Below are 15,704 nucleotides of genomic sequence, written 5' to 3' on the forward strand. Positions count from 1 at the left end.
ATAATTCCACCGACTCACGCTTCATTCTCCCCGGTGTGATGTAGGGCCAGAGCGAAGAAAAGCATAAACCACCGCATACTCTCCAGGCCACCGCTGAGCTGCAAGAAGACCAAAAAGTACAGGCCAAGGTATTTGAACACGGAGTTCCTTGCACTCAAAAGCAGGTAGGTCACGTAGCCCATGACCAGGAGGCCGAGCAAACCGTGCTCGTAGAAGAACTCAAGGAAAATGTTGTGTGGATAGCCCTCATCGCTACTGAGGATGTTGGCAGGCCACATTCCAGTGCCATGTCCAAACAGGCTAGAAAAGAATGTTTGAGGGGCGTCCAAAGTCAGTTGCCAGAAGTCCAGTCTCGCCAACGAGCTGCCATCCAGAGTGTCTTCTGAGAGGTAGGAGAGGCGCTGGAATAGGCGAAATTCCGTGTAATCCACATAGGTCAGAGCAATCGCACTTGCAGCAGCGATGAGTAATAGGGGACGGGCATCGCGATTAAACAGCGATTGGTATAACAGGACAGCGCCTACTCCAAGGAGCGGGGTACGTGAACCCGAATTGAGGAGCACGAAAATATTGAGGGCAGCGAGCGCGGCTCCCCACCAGGTCAGTTTGTCTGTGCGGTTCAGCCAGTACACCGCACAAAAGCCCGCAATGAGAGAGAGGTACTGGTACGTTTCTCCGATCAATATCCAGTCCCGTGATCCAAAGACAGACAGGTACTGAAGCAGCAGCAATCCATTGACGCCGACCATCGCCAGTAGCATCTCTTTTGAATTCACTCCGCGCAGAGCTGCCAATGTACCCATAACGACAGCCAGGCCGAACCAAGTGATCTTGTAATCTGCATAGGGCACATTGGTGGTTTGGAGATAGCCGCCCAGTATGAGCATCGTCAGCATGACCAGAAGACCCACATAGTCACGTCTCAGCCGCCTCATACCTCCGAACAACCTGTTTCCACTCGTAATGAGTGTCTGCAATGCGACTCCCCCAATGACGCTAGCACTGATGACTGCGGCACCTCCCAGGGCGAAACTTATTCCCTGCGCTGCGATATACAAGATGAGTGCCAATGCCTGTCCGAACACTCAAAGAGAATAGAGCAGCAGCGTTACAAAAATTCCATTAGGGCAAGTCTGGTGCCGCACGTACTTTAGCTCAGCTATGATGCAGACATGAGAAAAGCCCTTTCCATTGCAGCAGGTAGTCTGCTCTTAGCCCTTTCTACTGCCTGCGGCGCTCAAGCTCTCCCGGCATCTTCCCAGCCCACCTCACCAGCCGCGTTGGGCTTCGATATTTCTACCGCCGAGGTACGTGCGGAAGTGCAAAAAACACGTGATGAGCACTTCAAGGTCAACACAAAAGTGGAGTGGTCCTTCGTGCCGGGAGGCTATACCGCTCGTGGCAACTACCTGAACTACGCCATCAAATTCCGGGATAGGAAATACGACCATATCCGATATGACGAGAATGGCCTCCCAGAGCGTATCTATGGGGACGCTTACTACAAAACACCCGTTTTGATCGCACAGCATGGCCTGACGGGTCACGCCCGCCTGGTCACCAACACGCCAGCAGAGCAGGCACAGTACGCCAAAACTGATTACCGTGACATGGTGAATAGTGCCGACTGGCTGATCACCTCACAAAACGCGAAGGGCTGTTTTGAATATCACTCGCCCTTCCGCTACTACCTGTCCAAGACGGCATATGAGCCAGGTTGGATCAGTGGCATGGCACAGGGGCAAGGCATGAGCTTGCTGGCGCGGACGTTTGATGTCACCAAAGACGTCAAATACATCAATGCAGCCAAAAGGGCTATGGACTGCATGGTGCTATCTGTGGACCAGGGTGGCACTCGAGAAGACCTTGGCGCTGTGAAGCCAGAGTGGTCTAACAAAGTGATTTTTGAAGAGTATTTGGCGGACCCTCCCGGTTACACCCTCAATGGCTTCATGTTCTCTCTGCTTGGCCTGTACGACCTGAGTCAAGTTGCTCCTGATGCAGCCGTTCGCAACCAAGCTGCTCTGTGGTTCCGACGCGGCACGGACACTTTGGAGACGATATTGCCGCTCTTTGACATGGATGGCATCAGCGCCTACGACTTGGGCTACCTAACATATGACCGCCCAGTGCCTCATATGAGCGCTTCGTACCACATCGTCCATATTTATTTGCTGCACGCCATGAACGATGTCACCAACAACGCTGTGCTTGAGAAATACGAACGCATCTGGCGCGAAGACATCAACCAGTAGTTCCAGCCTTAAAGCCCCACGCCACCCCGCCCCCAAGCGGGGTTTTTTCTTACCCCCACACCCTCCCGGCAGGCGTGGGGCCTTCGCTTATGCCGGGGCTAAGGAGGTGCTTATGCGCCTATATTTCACCCTCGCGGCCCTGCTGATTCCCAGCGGGGCCGCTGCCATTCCGCCTGTGCCTGCCTTGCCGCCCCCGACCGGGCTGATGGCGCAGGCCCGCCCCGCGCCGTCCCTCTGCCGCGTCACCGCCAGTGCCCGCGAGACGGTGCTGCCCGGTTTTTATCTGGTCACCGTCCGCCTGCGCCCCGAGTGCCCGCCAGGCACCGTAGCCGACGTGCGCCTGGAGAGCTACATCGGGGGGACGTACCCACGTGTGGGCTTTCAGCGCATCACGAAGGCTGCCCCCTTGATCCGCTCCGGCATCCCCTGGTGGTGGCGGGTCGGCTGGCGCGCGCAGTCTGGCACTGTCTACCCACTCGTGATCCCCGGAATGAGGCCACCCCGATGAACAGGAGCCCCCATGCAGCAACCCGACACCCCTCCGGCCTCGCCGTTCACCGGCCTGGACCTGCAGGTCGTGGCCTACGCGGCCTTCATGTCCACCCTGGTCAGCATCTTGATGACGGCACGGACCCGCAACGCCCAGAGCGCCAGGGGCCTGCCACTCACTCCCTGGCGCACACTGATCCCCGACGTGCTGATCGGGACCATTACCGGCACCCTGCTGGCGCTGGGTCTGCCACCCCATTTCCCCTGGCTGAACAATGTCAGCGGGATTGGCTTTCTCGCTGGTGCCGGCGGTGTGCTAGGTCCCAAACTCTGGGATCTGATCAGCCGCGACGGGATGGGGCTGCTGCTGGGCTATCTCAGCACCGCTCTGGCCGGCCCCCTCTCCACCCTGGCCGAAGCCGCGCAGGCCAAGGCCACCCCCACCACCCCTACGGAGGCAGGTGACCATGATGAAGACCCACAACACCGCCCACCCCCAACCGCGCAGTGAACGCCTCAGTGGTTGGGCCAGGGCCTATCAGCCCAACGACCCCCCCTTTACCCGCTGGCATGCCCTGGGGCTGGTGGTCGCCCTGCTGCTGGCCCTGGGCACGCAGTACGCGCCTGGACTGCTGGCAGACGTGGGGCGCGTCCCCGTGCTGAGTGGCTTACCCGACGCCGCGGTATACGCCCGGATGACGACCCTGTTCCTGATCGGGGTGGCGTTGTTCTTGGCCCGCTCGATGCATGGCCTGACAGCCGTGATTCTCTGGGGTGCCTTGATCGGGATCAGCCTGCGCCTGGGCGAAGTGCGGATGACCGGCGAGCCGCTGACCGTGGCCTTTGCTGCCGTGCTGCTGGCCGTGAGCCTGATTGCTGTGCGGGTCATTCTGCGCCCGAATGAGACTGACACCATTGCTGAGCAGCGCCGCCGCATCGAGCAGCTTGAGGGGCAACTGCAGCGGTACGGTATCCAGCCCCCCCAGGAGGACTCCCATGATCACCGCTGAACTACTCCGGCAACTCAACCCGAAGCTCACCGCTCAACAAGCCGACACCGCCGCCCACGCTCTCCAGCAGGCGGCGGTTCGCTTTGACATCACCACGCCCCTACGCCTGGCGCACTTCCTGGCGCAGCTGGGCCACGAGTCCGGCTTCCTGCCCCAGGGCGAGAACCTAAACTACTCCGCCAGCGGTCTGGCCAACACCTGGCCGCACCGCTACAGCAACGGCAAACGCGATGCGCGGGGCCGGTGGCTGCCCAATAGCCTGGCCCTCCAGCTGCACCGTAAGCCTCAGGCCATTGCCGACCACTGCTACGCAAACCGCATGGGCAACGGCAGCCCGGCCAGCGGTGACGGCTGGCGCTACCGGGGTCGGGGCCTCATCCAGCTGACGGGCCGAGCCAACTACGCCGAAACCGGCGCCCGCCTCGGCATCAACCTGGTACAGGAACCGGACCTACTGCTGCAGCCGACCTACTCCGCTATGGCCGCTGGTGACTTCTGGACGGCGCGGGGGTTGAACGCACTGGCAGACCGTGACGATGTGCTGGGCATCACCCGGCGCATCAATGGCGGTACCAATGGGTTGCCACACCGCCAGCAACTGCTGGCAAAGGCGAAGAGGGTGCTGGCCCAGCAGCGTGAGCCACAGGTGCTGCTCGTGCCGATGGGCGGCGGCGACCCGGTCCTCTGGGACGGTGCAGCGCAGTACGCCAGCCAGGACCTGCGTGAGCTGGTGCCGCAGCTGCGGCAGGTCTACCCCTCGCCCGGCGGCCCCTGGGAGTACGGCGGCGTGCTGCGGGTCTGGGTGCGGCAGAGTGGCGACCTGGTGCTGGAGCGGTTGCCGGTGGACCCGACCAAGGATGTTCCAGCGCTGCCGCCCAAAAAGTGAACTGAGAAAGCCCCCACCTGCTTCCGGCTTCGGCCTGGGCAGGTGGGGGTTTTTTTGTGTCGTCCTCAGATGCGCAGGCATCCAGCATTGCTTTTCCCTATCCTGTCCCTATGCGCCAACTCATGCCCCTTGCCGCCCTGCTGCTGGCAGCCACCGCCTCTGCCCAGGCACCCACCATCGTGGGTATTGCCACCGTGACCGACGGAGACACCCTGCAGATTCGAGGCACCAAAATCCGCCTGTTCGGCATTGATGCGCCGGAGTCCTCTCAGACCTGCACCCGCAACGGCCAGTCCTACGGCTGTGGCCGCGAGAGCGCCAATCAGCTGGCCGCCCTGATTGCCGGTAAAAACGTCAGCTGCTTCCAGAAGGATATTGACCGCTATGGCCGAATGGTCGCTGTCTGCCGGGTGGGCAACACTGACCTCAACCGCCTCCTGGTCGAGCGCGGCCTGGCGCTCCCGTACATCGAGTACGGAGGCAGCATCTATGCAGATGCCCACCGGCAGGCGGTCCAGCAGGGCCGAGGCTTGCACGCAGGCACCTACCAGTTGCCCTGGAACTACCGCAAAGATCCGAACACCCCGCCCACCAACGGGACCGCGCAGCTGCAACCGGCCAAGCCTGCGGCTGCACCCGTATCCGCTCCTAAGCCTGCGGCAGCGGCCCCGGCACCCGCTCCGAGCAACGTCTACTACGCCAACTGCTCGGCGGCCCGTGCTGCTGGGGCGGCGCCACTGTACCGTGGTCAGCCTGGATACCGGCCCGCGATGGATCGGGACAATGACGGCGTGGCCTGCGAGTAGGGCTTACTCCTGATTGGGGTCTACCTCCACCCGGTATTCCACTTCGTCATCCACCGCCACCCACTCCGTTTCCTCACGCTCCCAGACCAGCCGCCGCCCCAGCTCCCGTGCCAGTTCGCGGCGGGCTTCGGCGGCGGTTTCATATTGGCGCAGCTGTACGTCGCCGGTATTGGTGTCGATGATGCGGGCGGTGGGCATGGGGGCAAGATAGGACAGAATCAGGAGACACTAAGATAGTCCCAAACCTCAGTAGGTGACAACTTCGTCTAAAGGCGCTCCTGGTGGGCAAAAGGGCTGGGTCAACAGGTCTAGGACAGCCATGAACTGTTTGGGTTTCCACCGTAAGGCATCCACGAGATGCTGAGCACCGTGCCGCACCAGACTGACCGCTCTACGACCATGCTTGAGAACGGGGATGGGCTGGGTCTGGCCCAGCCAGACCCCCAGGCGCAAGCAGAACACCCAGGCCAGTGTCACCAGGCCAAAGAGCCGCTGTAGACGGCTCCTTTCCGTCATCCCAGTCCGCTCCAGGTCGAAGCCTCGCATCTTGAAGCTGCTGAAGGTGCACTCGATTGACCAGCGCTGCTTGTACAGCTTCCAGGTCTTCCGAGCGCTGAAATCTGTGGCAATGATGACGAGGTCACCTGTGGATGACCTCGTCGCGACCACCCGCATGAGTTCGCCAAACACGAACACCTTTTCGTCGATTTCATGGAAATGACCGTGCTGGACGTGCTTAAACCATTCCTTCCCATTCGTGTCGTCCAGCATGTCGCTGTGCCGAATGCGGATCGCCCGCTTGATGCCTTGACGACGGAGAAAACGGAACCACTCCGCACCGATGAACTCACGGTCAGCCACCAGGCCTTGCCAGCGTTTCGCTGGCAAGACGCGGAGGAGCTTCAATACCAGCCACATACGGGCATAGGTATGGCTGTTCCCAGACTCATCAAGAGGAACCCAAATCAGGGGCAGGGTGAAGCCATGAACCACGGCTCCAAGCACCAGAAAATTGATGGGCGTTTCCCCATGCTCCCAGTTGGTGCGGTCCAGACTCAGCAACACCTTCCCCGGTGGAAGATGGACGACGAGCAGAGCGATGAAAAAGTCCATGTCCAGCTGCTCATCCCGGAAGGTTCGGTCCGCCCTTCTTTTCTTGGCTTGCGGCGTGCTGATACCGGGCATGTGAGGACTCAGGTCGTGATGATTGATGCTCCTCGCGGCAATCATCGCCAGAAGCACATCGATCAGCCGCTGAAGGGTGTCAATGCGGAGGTGACTCGCGTGTGCTTTGAAGTGGCGGGTCAGTACGGTAGCCTGCTGGGCGGCGGATTCTGTTGTTTTCACACTCTCAGGAAACCGTGAACAGTCGGCCCCATCAAGCTTGATGGGGCCGACTGTTGGTTTTTGCCGTCTAGGACAATGTGAAACTGAAGTTGTCACCTACTGAGGTCCCCAAACATCCCAGGGCTTTAAAAAGTCTAAATCGGCTAGTGTGATTGTCTCCTTTGACTCTAATCTTTGATCGGTTACGTCTATGCCCGAACAGGACTCAAGTAATTTCGAAACTGTAGCCATACATGATTCTGCCTGAAGATATCTTTCGTCCCCCTCTTCAATATCTAGGTGAAGGCAGCCCACTAACGTAATCTCGTAAGACTTATCCTCACTAAGCTCCTCCATACTGTCGATTGTTAAGTATATCGCTTCAAAGTATTCCCCCCTTGCTTTTAGCTGCTTCTTAATAGGATCATTTACCGCTCTGCAACGATCATTGAATGCATCGGGGAAGGATTCTCTAGAGTATCGCTTCGCAAGCCAGAGGCGTACTGTCCTCACTATCTTTGGAGTGAGAGAGATCGTCTCTAGTGGTCGAAAACCATTTAACAGATTTCTAGGTATACATTCCTTATCATGAACTGAACATTCGTATATATCGGAATCACTTGTCTTAAACTGAAGCTTTCTGGGATTTTTGCCATCCATGAAATTCCCTTGTTCCCTCTGTACCTTTTGGAAACGTAGAATTTCGCAATATGGCTCAGCTGTCAAGCTTCTATTCACTACATCGCAATCTTGACTGATTACGAAATAGCCCTCGTCCTCATTCACGTCAGGAATATAGTTTTCGCTTATCAACTTTCCTATAAGCTCTGGAGGCAGTGCGGAACCCTGTCGCCAGCCGAAACCCTTTATATTTTCGGTCCCTGGGTCTGCCATCTCCTTTATCCCTTTGTTTCCTCTAGGTACCCTCTTCCAATAAGAATATCAAGAGTATCTTGGGCTTTTTCCAAATCTCTCACTGCGCCTGTGCGCATTGCCGAATGTTTCAGGTCAAGCTTTGGACGAGCATTAATTTTGTGAGTTTGCGCAATTGCTGCTTTTGAAACTCGATCTAATTCTCGTTCGATTTCGGCTTTGGAAATCTCGGTTTTTGAGAGGAGATTCACCAAGTCGCTCTTGTTTAGATGCGATACAAGAGCCTTTTTGCTAGTGCCAAAAAATTTATCCTTTGCTACAGCAGCAAATGTATGGATTTCTCTAACTCTTAATGAGTTCTCCTTAGTTACATTTTCCCCGGCGAGCCATGCATATACAGATTGCCGCTGGACACCAAGAACAGTCGCTATGTCCTTAATCTGAGGTATTAGGAATCTTTTTATCTCGGATAACTGGTCTGGAACAGTCTCAGATATCCTTTGCGTTACGATCACATGCATACTACCGGTGTGAGAGTCGTTGATTAAATGATAATTCCTATTGATACTGCCTCCGCTGCCAATAATCGCAGAGAGGGCTTGATAGTTTTTTTGGTTGATATGAACATCTTTTGGGGCACTCCCAGAAATGACAACTGATGGATTAGATGACAAAGGGTATGTAGGAATAGAGTGCTGAAAATTAATATTTACTTCGAGTAGCATATTATCCCTCCCTCATTGATGCAGACCACTTGGCATATGCCCCGGCTTTCAATGAGCTTTCAAAAGCTCTGCCTATGGTTTCATGTAAGCGCTCAAGCGCCGTTAGAATTCTTGGAACAGCAAAATCCTCTGATATTACAGCCGAGCGGTGATCGAGATCGAGAAGTCTATACCTTAGGCCAGGTATAAATAAGTTGTCGCCATCAATCATCATATTTGTGGCCAAATCCGCTGGAACTTGCAGCCTCATCAGCTCCGCTCCATCAGTCGGGAGTGGTGCTTCGTGTATACGTATTGATAGCTGACCCTCGTCGGTTTTGCCTACAAACGCAGCACTAAACATTGATTCGCTAAGTTCGAGGAAATCGTCATCTAAGCCACTTAGTCTATCGTGTAAATAGGTTCTAAATGTTTCGCCTGCACGAGGCTGTACTAGATTTACATAGCGAAGACCGATGCCCTGGACGCCCATAACTCCCAAAACCTCATGTAGTATTGCGAGAATCTCTCTTACCTTGTTGGTAAAATCCTCGAAACCCTGATAATCGGTTGTCTCAATTACGAATCTAGAAGCAGAAACCCTAATACTAAAGTTTCGTCCAGAATTTTGGAAGTGCCATTCAATAGAATTTTCTATGCGCACGCCATCTGGAGAAATGAATATTTCATCTGATCTGCTGGCTTCATTAATTGGGTAACCTGCCAAACGCAGTCTACCTTGTATCTTCGGGATGTAGTCCGTAATATCCGTAATAGGGGCTATCCCTATTGCTGTGAGCATAAGCAGCAGCGCTCGTGACTGCTGAGGGGTAGCGTCTGATTGCTGCACTGCTCTATCCATGTCATAACTTTACACTCCACTTGACACTCGGCACAATAAGAAGTAGCGAATAGTGAAGCTTGCGTTGTAGTCAACAGCCTCAGCACCTGACAGGTTCCTCTAAGAGCCGTACAGGACGATGTTTTCTTCCCCCTAGCATCATGGGGCGCACCCTGATCGGCTATCGTCCCGCCTTTCTCTAAACAATACGGCCGCTGAGTGGCTTGAATGCAAGAGAGCGCGGGAAGTGACCCCCCCTGTCGTTGCCATTCTATTGATAACGGCACTACTTGGAGTTGGCATGGTTAGCCAAGCGGTGTGCTGAAGGGGCACGATACGTCTCTGAGAAGCTTCAGACCTACGCCGTTCTCAATAGTTTATTTTGATTACTCTGTACACGGGTGCCCCTGTGGACACTTGGGCGATCCTGAAAAGGCCTGTACCTGCACCCCCGCGCAACGAACCCGCTACTTGGCCCGACTCAGCGGCCCACTTTTGGACCGCATAGATTTGGTCACGCAGGTGCCGCGTCTCACTGTGGACGAGCTGACCCGCGCACCCGTGACTGAAAGCAGCGACCATGTCAATAAAAACGCTAATTGCGACTCGTACAAATTAGGTGAGACTGAAGTCAGGCGGGCAGCCTGATGAAAAAGTGGCCGCAGTTGAATGCCCTTCCAGAAGATAATCGTCTCTGGGTACTCACTTGGCTGGGACCACTTGAACCCAGGCCCGGAAACAGTCAACCAGGCCTACTCGCCTTTCTGGCGGCTATTCCATACTCTGCTCGCCGCTCACCCGCACAGGTCAATTATGGGCGGTTCCCTCAGAGTTTTGATCTTGAGCGCGTTCTGCGCGTGGAATTCAGCCTCGGGGACCTGCCTGCTCTACACGTTGGCATGATGTTCCGTAATCGCAAGCTGGTACGTAACCGCCGCCCACTCACCATCACTGAAACTTTCCTGGCTGACTTCGACAGTCAAAAGGCCTTGCGACTCACCGAATCCCCTGACCTGAATCCCACCAACACCCTGACTGGTAACGCATGGGACATGCTCAGTCACAGCGGATACGTTGCCCTTGAAACCCAGAGCCGCCGACTGCTCGTTCCTGCCCTTGAACTCATCCGCTGGGGTTACGGCACATCTTCCCGAGTCCTTCAGAGCATCGTTTCCGGTGAAATTGGCTCAGTTCTCTCTGAAATCAGCCAAAGTGGTGTCCTGCAAGATGGCATCTACAAATATCCCCTCCCAAAAGGCTTTCCAGCCACCGATACCCCTCAACTGGCCTGGCTCACCCTTGACCCGGTAGCCCGCAAAGCTGCCCTTCAACTGGCGAATGAACTTTCTGTAGGTCAACGCCACACCTCACAGAGCCTGTTTGTGTACCCCAAGATTGCTTTCCCATATCGAGGCCTACGCCGTTTCACCTGCCAGGGCCGCTACCTCGCAGGCAGCTTCCTGGTCACTCGAATCATTGATCTGGACCTCTCCTTGCCCTTCAATGAAGTCCAGCTCCTTCAGGAAAGCGGGGAGGCGTATTCGTCCATGCAATTGGAAACCCAGACTAGAACTTTACGGCGAAAGGTCAAAAACGCCAGTCAAATCAGCCTGCATGCCAATATTGAACCTCAGAGCAACCGCTCCGCCGTTTTCCTTCCGGCTCTTCCCGCCCTGTTCAGTGACCGGGTGCCGATTTCCCTTCAGCACAGCGATAGGGAAGGGCACAGTTCCTTCTCTCCCTTTTTCATCCCGTCTCCACGCCACCTCACTACCGGGACAGGCCAGGACAGAAGTAGTCCAGCGCGGCAAGCGGTGCTTCAAGGGGAAAAGATTGAAGCACCTATCGAGAACGACGACTTCAGAGGCCTACGCCAGATGCTGTCCCATCTGAACCTGCCTTACAGGGAACTGACCATCAACAACCCTGGCGGTGCAGAAAGTCGCTTCAGCAACCTCTATAAGTCAGATGGTGAACGAGTGGGCTGCCTGATCGTTGAAGTACAAAATGATGACCAATACTGGTATCTGCTTGAAAAGGAACGGGTGAATGAAGCCTGTGGTTCACTCCTGCTCGCTACCAGAAAGCTTCAGGTGGATGAGCAAACTATTGCCGCACTGATGGACACCTGGAGCCGAAAACGCCGCTGGCCCGGCCAGCTCCCAGGATGGTATCTACAACGCATCGCCCACAGTTTTACCAGTGCCGAAACTTACGCTGCGGGTATCCGCAGACGCCTGCATTTGCCCTCATAGACGCGCATCTCTACACTTGAGCTATGTCCCCCCTGGACCATGCACCACGTCAACGCGAAATTCTGGAGAAAGTCGCGGCCCTTGAAGCAGCACATCAACCTGTCACTACTCAGAGTTTGACTCATGCCCTTTTACTACCTAGACAGAACGTGCGGCAATACCTGCTGGCCCTGCGTGATAAGGGCCTTGTCCATTACGAAGCCAGTGATCGTCAGCGAGCCGTGATTACTCTGACCGAGGAAGGGCGAAAGCTAACGGAACGTAGTTACCCCGTGCTTGGAACTGTCGCCGCAGGGCATCCCATCCTGGCTGAAGGAGAAATCCAACGCTACGTTACCCGCCTGGAGGATGTTCTTGACCTCAAACCAGGGGACTTCCTACTGACTGTCTCCGGCGACAGCATGATAGGAGCAGGGATCTTTGACGGTGACCTCGTCGCTATCCGTCCAAGCCAGGCTGAACCCCTCAAAGGTGAAATCGTGCTGGTGCTCCTGCCGGATGCAAGCACCGCTACCCTGAAAAGATGGAACCGACTTAATGGCGTGGTGTCGCTACACAGCGAGAATCCAGCCTACGCGCCCATCGTGGTTCGGGCGACAAGCGTAGAAATTCAGGGCTGTCTCGTGGGGCATGTGGGGACAGGACGGGCGCGAAAATCGATGCCATTACCACCAGCGTAAATCCTTTGACCAACAACGTCTCTAAAAATGCCGCCTAGAGCGGCATTTTTTTCATTTACCTTCCCCTTAAGCAGGAAGAGCTTTTCACCCAAAGGTGATAGGGGAAAACGCTGACAACAGCAGCATTTTTTGGCAAGCCACACACACATTTTTGTAGTGCAATTCGTCCTACAATGATTGACAAAAGATATATATTTGTACTACATTTAAGTATGCAGAAGTCGCGGAAAACGCCGTCCAAGAAGAGGAAACCTCGGCGGACTACGTCAGTACAGGTGCGACTCACTGAAGGCGAGAAAGAACTGCTTAGGGAAGCCGCTGAGCTGGAAGCTCTCGCCCTCAGCACCTGGCTTAGAAGCAAAGTCATAGGAGCGGCACGGCAGGCTCTCCGCGCTGACGAAGCAGCCCGCGCTCGCTCTCCTAGATCAAAGTTGGAAAGAGGTAACAAATGACCGTCAAATCCCGTTACGACCACTTGAGCCGGGAAGATCTGATTGCTCTGCTCCAGACCCGTGACGCTTCAAGAAAATTTGGCTTGGTCTGGGAACGCAGCGAAATCGAACACGAACGCGCCCTCAACGATGACTTTGTTGCTCTCAATCTCATCAAAGACCTGAGCTACGGCAACAAGCCATACCGCAATATGATTATTGAGGGTGACAATTTCGACGCTCTCCGATTTCTGAATCTGACACATCGTGGCCAAATAAAGTGCATTTACATCGATCCCCCTTACAACACAGGGAACAATGACTTTATTTATAATGACCGATATATCAATAAAAACGATGCGTACCCAGAATCTACTTGGCTTGAATTCATGTATCAGCGTCTTATCCTGGCACGCGATCTGCTAACAAACGATGGGGTTCTTTTCGTCTCCATAGACGAAAATGAAGTAGCTCCTCTAACCATGCTGCTGGATCAGATTTTTCCCCAGGGCAAAGTTGGCACCTTTGTTTGGCGCTCAGTAGGTGACAACTTCAGTTTCACATTGTCCTAGACGGCAAAAACCAACAGTCGGCCCCATCAAGCTTGATGGGGCCGACTGTTCACGGTTTCCTGAGAGTGTGAAAACAACAGAATCCGCCGCCCAGCAGGCTACCGTACTGACCCGCCACTTCAAAGCACACGCGAGTCACCTCCGCATTGACACCCTTCAGCGGCTGATCGATGTGCTTCTGGCGATGATTGCCGCGAGGAGCATCAATCATCACGACCTGAGTCCTCACATGCCCGGTATCAGCACGCCGCAAGCCAAGAAAAGAAGGGCGGACCGAACCTTCCGGGATGAGCAGCTGGACATGGACTTTTTCATCGCTCTGCTCGTCGTCCATCTTCCACCGGGGAAGGTGTTGCTGAGTCTGGACCGCACCAACTGGGAGCATGGGGAAACGCCCATCAATTTTCTGGTGCTTGGAGCCGTGGTTCATGGCTTCACCCTGCCCCTGATTTGGGTTCCTCTTGATGAGTCTGGGAACAGCCATACCTATGCCCGTATGTGGCTGGTATTGAAGCTCCTCCGCGTCTTGCCAGCGAAACGCTGGCAAGGCCTGGTGGCTGACCGTGAGTTCATCGGTGCGGAGTGGTTCCGTTTTCTCCGTCGTCAAGGCATCAAGCGGGCGATCCGCATTCGGCACAGCGACATGCTGGACGACACGAATGGGAAGGAATGGTTTAAGCACGTCCAGCACGGTCATTTCCATGAAATCGACGAAAAGGTGTTCGTGTTTGGCGAACTCATGCGGGTGGTCGCGACGAGGTCATCCACAGGTGACCTCGTCATCATTGCCACAGATTTCAGCGCTCGGAAGACCTGGAAGCTGTACAAGCAGCGCTGGTCAATCGAGTGCACCTTCAGCAGCTTCAAGATGCGAGGCTTCGACCTGGAGCGGACTGGGATGACGGAAAGGAGCCGTCTACAGCGGCTCTTTGGCCTGGTGACACTGGCCTGGGTGTTCTGCTTGCGCCTGGGGGTCTGGCTGGGCCAGACCCAGCCCATCCCCGTTCTCAAGCATGGTCGTAGAGCGGTCAGTCTGGTGCGGCACGGTGCTCAGCATCTCGTGGATGCCTTACGGTGGAAACCCAAACAGTTCATGGCTGTCCTAGACCTGTTGACCCAGCCCTTTTGCCCACCAGGAGCGCCTTTAGACGAAGTTGTCACCTACTGAGGTTTGGCGACGCCGTAGCGGTACCAACGACGTTCCCGATCATTTTGTTAGCGTGGACCACGAATATCTGCTGTGCTATGCCCACCCAGGTTTTTCATTTGCAGGAGTTGGAAAAGACCTGTCCACATACAAAAACTATGACCCTGGGAACCCGGACCCATGGAAACGCGGAGACCTCTCCAAACCTCACGACTACCGCACTCGCCCTGGCGGGTTTTATCCCATTTATAACGAAGCGGAAGACATCTGGTATCCATCCAATCCGAAACGTGTCTGGGCCTTTGCCTCCAATCAGCTCACCAAGCCTGGACAGAAGCTAAGACGCGAGACGATGGAAGACTTGATCGCTGCTGGTAAGGTCGTTTTCCCCAAAGATGATCAGGTCGCGGTCTACCAGACCATTCAGGAACTTCGGTCTGCGATCATGCAAGGCGTTGCTCCACGCTACCTTCAGCTCGGCCTCTTCGAAACCACTGAAGAAGAAGAAAAATATCTGAGCTTCTTCGTTGGTAAGCGGATCGGTTTTGGAACACCTGGATATAAACGGTTCCGCTCTGAAGTCAAAAGCGCCAGCAAGCCGCTCTCTACATGGATCACCGGCTTAAAAGACAAAGAGGATAATGATGAGGTGACCATCCTGCGTAGCGGCCTGAATGCGGAAGGTACCACCTTACTTGGACAGATCTTCAGCAACGCCAGTATCAACTTTAGCTACCCCAAACCGCTTTCCCTCATCCAAACGCTCATTGAGCAGGCTACTGGCCCAGATGACACCATTCTTGACTTTTTCGCAGGTAGCGGAACGACAGCTCATGCTGTCCTGGCCCTGAATGCCTCGGAAGAAACCTCAGACCGCCGCTTCATTCTGGTGTCGTCTACTGAGGCCACTACTCAGCAACCAGATAAAAATATTTGCCGGGATGTTACGAGAGAACGTGTCAAGCGGGCTATTGAGGGCTACAGCTACCGCTCACGTGCAGGGCAGGTAGAGGTTGAGGGATTAGGTGGTGATTTCGCTTATCTTCAAGCTAACCGCATCGAGATGGAACGCCTGTTCCTTGGGGGTATCCAACATGAACAGATCTGGACAGCCCTGCAACTGATACATGTCCATGAAGTGGATGAGTACCAATCCGACAAAGACATGCAGCAGCTCTGGACCGACGAACAGGTCTTGGTCTACCTGCCAGAGATCAGTAGTTCGACCCTTGATAGGCTGGGCAAACTGACCGATAGTGCCAACAGGCCGATCACGGTCTACACTTGGCAACCTCCATTGGTGGAACAGCATCTTATGGTTGAGCATGTCAACATCTACAAAATTCCCGACGAACTTGTTAAGCGCTTCGGAGGCACCCCTTGAGTATTCGCACTCCCCTGAAACTCTTCCAACGAGAAGCCATTAACT

General features: G+C 55.2%; 18 protein-coding genes. 12 read left to right on the forward strand and 6 right to left on the reverse strand.

Translation table 11 applies throughout. The features are described from left to right. Positions 1 to 14 precede the first annotated feature (14 nt). The gene (locus tag LMT64_RS07080; protein ID WP_229253105.1) at positions 15 to 935 is read right to left on the reverse strand and encodes an O-antigen ligase family protein; all 921 of its coding nucleotides are present in this window, start codon (positions 933 to 935) and stop codon (positions 15 to 17) included. A 237-nt stretch (positions 936 to 1,172) separates the two neighbouring features. On the opposite strand from LMT64_RS07080, the gene LMT64_RS07085 reads away from it, so the two are divergent. The 6 genes from LMT64_RS07085 (at position 1,173) to LMT64_RS07110 (ending at position 5,446) form a co-directional block, all read left to right on the forward strand. Further along, complete coding sequence (locus LMT64_RS07085; RefSeq protein WP_126351531.1) at positions 1,173 to 2,255, forward strand: D-glucuronyl C5-epimerase family protein; 1,083 nt, start codon at positions 1,173 to 1,175, stop codon at positions 2,253 to 2,255. A gap of 112 nt (positions 2,256 to 2,367) precedes the next feature. Then, positions 2,368 to 2,763 carry a hypothetical protein gene (locus tag LMT64_RS07090; RefSeq protein ID WP_126351532.1) on the forward strand — a complete coding sequence of 132 codons (396 nt, stop codon included), beginning with the start codon at positions 2,368 to 2,370 and terminating at the stop codon, positions 2,761 to 2,763. A 12-nt stretch (positions 2,764 to 2,775) separates the two neighbouring features. Then, positions 2,776 to 3,255, forward strand: coding sequence for a hypothetical protein (locus LMT64_RS07095; protein WP_126351533.1), 480 nt, complete (start codon positions 2,776 to 2,778; stop codon positions 3,253 to 3,255). Further along, positions 3,212 to 3,754 carry a hypothetical protein gene (locus LMT64_RS07100; RefSeq protein WP_126351534.1) on the forward strand — a complete coding sequence of 181 codons (543 nt, stop codon included), beginning with the start codon at positions 3,212 to 3,214 and terminating at the stop codon, positions 3,752 to 3,754. The genes LMT64_RS07095 and LMT64_RS07100 overlap by 44 nt, the downstream gene beginning before the upstream one ends. Further along, a complete protein-coding gene (locus LMT64_RS07105) occupies positions 3,741 to 4,640 on the forward strand; it encodes a glycoside hydrolase family 19 protein (RefSeq protein WP_126351535.1) in 900 nt (299 codons plus the stop codon). Before LMT64_RS07100 ends, LMT64_RS07105 begins: the two co-directional genes overlap by 14 nt. Before the next feature lie 110 nt (positions 4,641 to 4,750). Then, positions 4,751 to 5,446 carry a thermonuclease family protein gene (locus LMT64_RS07110; protein ID WP_126351536.1) on the forward strand — a complete coding sequence of 232 codons (696 nt, stop codon included), beginning with the start codon at positions 4,751 to 4,753 and terminating at the stop codon, positions 5,444 to 5,446. A 3-nt stretch (positions 5,447 to 5,449) separates the two neighbouring features. Here LMT64_RS07110 and LMT64_RS07115 read toward each other — a convergent pair whose 3' ends face one another. The 5 genes from LMT64_RS07115 to LMT64_RS07135 all read right to left on the reverse strand — a co-directional run bounded on the left by LMT64_RS07115 (position 5,450) and on the right by LMT64_RS07135 (position 9,211). Continuing rightward, a complete protein-coding gene (locus LMT64_RS07115) occupies positions 5,450 to 5,644 on the reverse strand; it encodes a hypothetical protein (protein ID WP_170165937.1) in 195 nt (64 codons plus the stop codon). A 48-nt stretch (positions 5,645 to 5,692) separates the two neighbouring features. Beyond that, positions 5,693 to 6,676, reverse strand: a complete 984-nt coding sequence (locus LMT64_RS07120) for an IS4 family transposase (protein ID WP_126353712.1) — start codon at positions 6,674 to 6,676, stop codon at positions 5,693 to 5,695. Between the two features lie 213 nt (positions 6,677 to 6,889). After that, complete coding sequence (locus LMT64_RS07125; RefSeq protein ID WP_229253106.1) at positions 6,890 to 7,666, reverse strand: hypothetical protein; 777 nt, start codon at positions 7,664 to 7,666, stop codon at positions 6,890 to 6,892. A gap of 5 nt (positions 7,667 to 7,671) precedes the next feature. After that, complete coding sequence (locus tag LMT64_RS07130) at positions 7,672 to 8,370, reverse strand: hypothetical protein (RefSeq protein WP_126351538.1); 699 nt, start codon at positions 8,368 to 8,370, stop codon at positions 7,672 to 7,674. Between the two features lies 1 nt (position 8,371). Further along, positions 8,372 to 9,211 carry a TIGR04255 family protein gene (locus LMT64_RS07135; RefSeq protein WP_126351539.1) on the reverse strand — a complete coding sequence of 280 codons (840 nt, stop codon included), beginning with the start codon at positions 9,209 to 9,211 and terminating at the stop codon, positions 8,372 to 8,374. A gap of 297 nt (positions 9,212 to 9,508) precedes the next feature. Here LMT64_RS07135 and LMT64_RS07140 point away from each other — a divergent pair, with 297 nt between their 5' ends. The 6 genes from LMT64_RS07140 to LMT64_RS07165 all read left to right on the forward strand — a co-directional run bounded on the left by LMT64_RS07140 (position 9,509) and on the right by LMT64_RS07165 (position 15,659). Then, positions 9,509 to 9,838, forward strand: a complete 330-nt coding sequence (locus tag LMT64_RS07140) for an ATP-binding protein (RefSeq protein ID WP_233433664.1) — start codon at positions 9,509 to 9,511, stop codon at positions 9,836 to 9,838. Then, on the forward strand, positions 9,838 to 11,445 hold the full coding sequence (locus tag LMT64_RS07145; protein ID WP_229253108.1) for a hypothetical protein: 1,608 nt from the start codon (positions 9,838 to 9,840) through the stop codon (positions 11,443 to 11,445). The genes LMT64_RS07140 and LMT64_RS07145 overlap by 1 nt, the downstream gene beginning before the upstream one ends. Before the next feature lie 23 nt (positions 11,446 to 11,468). Beyond that, positions 11,469 to 12,125, forward strand: a complete 657-nt coding sequence (locus tag LMT64_RS07150; protein ID WP_126351541.1) for a LexA family protein — start codon at positions 11,469 to 11,471, stop codon at positions 12,123 to 12,125. A gap of 448 nt (positions 12,126 to 12,573) precedes the next feature. Next, a complete protein-coding gene (locus LMT64_RS07155; protein WP_126351542.1) occupies positions 12,574 to 13,128 on the forward strand; it encodes a DNA methyltransferase in 555 nt (184 codons plus the stop codon). Between the two features lie 184 nt (positions 13,129 to 13,312). Then, the gene (locus LMT64_RS07160) at positions 13,313 to 14,296 is read left to right on the forward strand and encodes an IS4 family transposase (protein WP_126353712.1); all 984 of its coding nucleotides are present in this window, start codon (positions 13,313 to 13,315) and stop codon (positions 14,294 to 14,296) included. Then, on the forward strand, positions 14,283 to 15,659 hold the full coding sequence (locus LMT64_RS07165) for a DNA methyltransferase (RefSeq protein ID WP_126353706.1): 1,377 nt from the start codon (positions 14,283 to 14,285) through the stop codon (positions 15,657 to 15,659). Before LMT64_RS07160 ends, LMT64_RS07165 begins: the two co-directional genes overlap by 14 nt. Positions 15,660 to 15,704 lie beyond the last annotated feature (45 nt).

It is taken from the genome of Deinococcus radiophilus (assembly GCF_020889625.1).
GTDB classification, from domain to species: domain Bacteria; phylum Deinococcota; class Deinococci; order Deinococcales; family Deinococcaceae; genus Deinococcus; species Deinococcus radiophilus.

Coding starts and splice junctions, on each gene's coding strand:
- LMT64_RS07080 (WP_229253105.1), bottom strand. CDS start 935: ATGAGGCGGCTGAGACGTGACTATGTGGGTCTTCTGGTCATGCTGACG.
- LMT64_RS07085 (WP_126351531.1), top strand. CDS start 1,173: ATGAGAAAAGCCCTTTCCATTGCAGCAGGTAGTCTGCTCTTAGCCCTT.
- LMT64_RS07090 (WP_126351532.1), top strand. CDS start 2,368: ATGCGCCTATATTTCACCCTCGCGGCCCTGCTGATTCCCAGCGGGGCC.
- LMT64_RS07095 (WP_126351533.1), top strand. CDS start 2,776: ATGCAGCAACCCGACACCCCTCCGGCCTCGCCGTTCACCGGCCTGGAC.
- LMT64_RS07100 (WP_126351534.1), top strand. CDS start 3,212: ATGATGAAGACCCACAACACCGCCCACCCCCAACCGCGCAGTGAACGC.
- LMT64_RS07105 (WP_126351535.1), top strand. CDS start 3,741: ATGATCACCGCTGAACTACTCCGGCAACTCAACCCGAAGCTCACCGCT.
- LMT64_RS07110 (WP_126351536.1), top strand. CDS start 4,751: ATGCGCCAACTCATGCCCCTTGCCGCCCTGCTGCTGGCAGCCACCGCC.
- LMT64_RS07115 (WP_170165937.1), bottom strand. CDS start 5,644: ATGCCCACCGCCCGCATCATCGACACCAATACCGGCGACGTACAGCTG.
- LMT64_RS07120 (WP_126353712.1), bottom strand. CDS start 6,676: ATGATTGCCGCGAGGAGCATCAATCATCACGACCTGAGTCCTCACATG.
- LMT64_RS07125 (WP_229253106.1), bottom strand. CDS start 7,666: ATGGCAGACCCAGGGACCGAAAATATAAAGGGTTTCGGCTGGCGACAG.
- LMT64_RS07130 (WP_126351538.1), bottom strand. CDS start 8,370: ATGCTACTCGAAGTAAATATTAATTTTCAGCACTCTATTCCTACATAC.
- LMT64_RS07135 (WP_126351539.1), bottom strand. CDS start 9,211: ATGGATAGAGCAGTGCAGCAATCAGACGCTACCCCTCAGCAGTCACGA.
- LMT64_RS07145 (WP_229253108.1), top strand. CDS start 9,838: ATGAAAAAGTGGCCGCAGTTGAATGCCCTTCCAGAAGATAATCGTCTC.
- LMT64_RS07150 (WP_126351541.1), top strand. CDS start 11,469: ATGTCCCCCCTGGACCATGCACCACGTCAACGCGAAATTCTGGAGAAA.
- LMT64_RS07155 (WP_126351542.1), top strand. CDS start 12,574: ATGACCGTCAAATCCCGTTACGACCACTTGAGCCGGGAAGATCTGATT.
- LMT64_RS07160 (WP_126353712.1), top strand. CDS start 13,313: ATGATTGCCGCGAGGAGCATCAATCATCACGACCTGAGTCCTCACATG.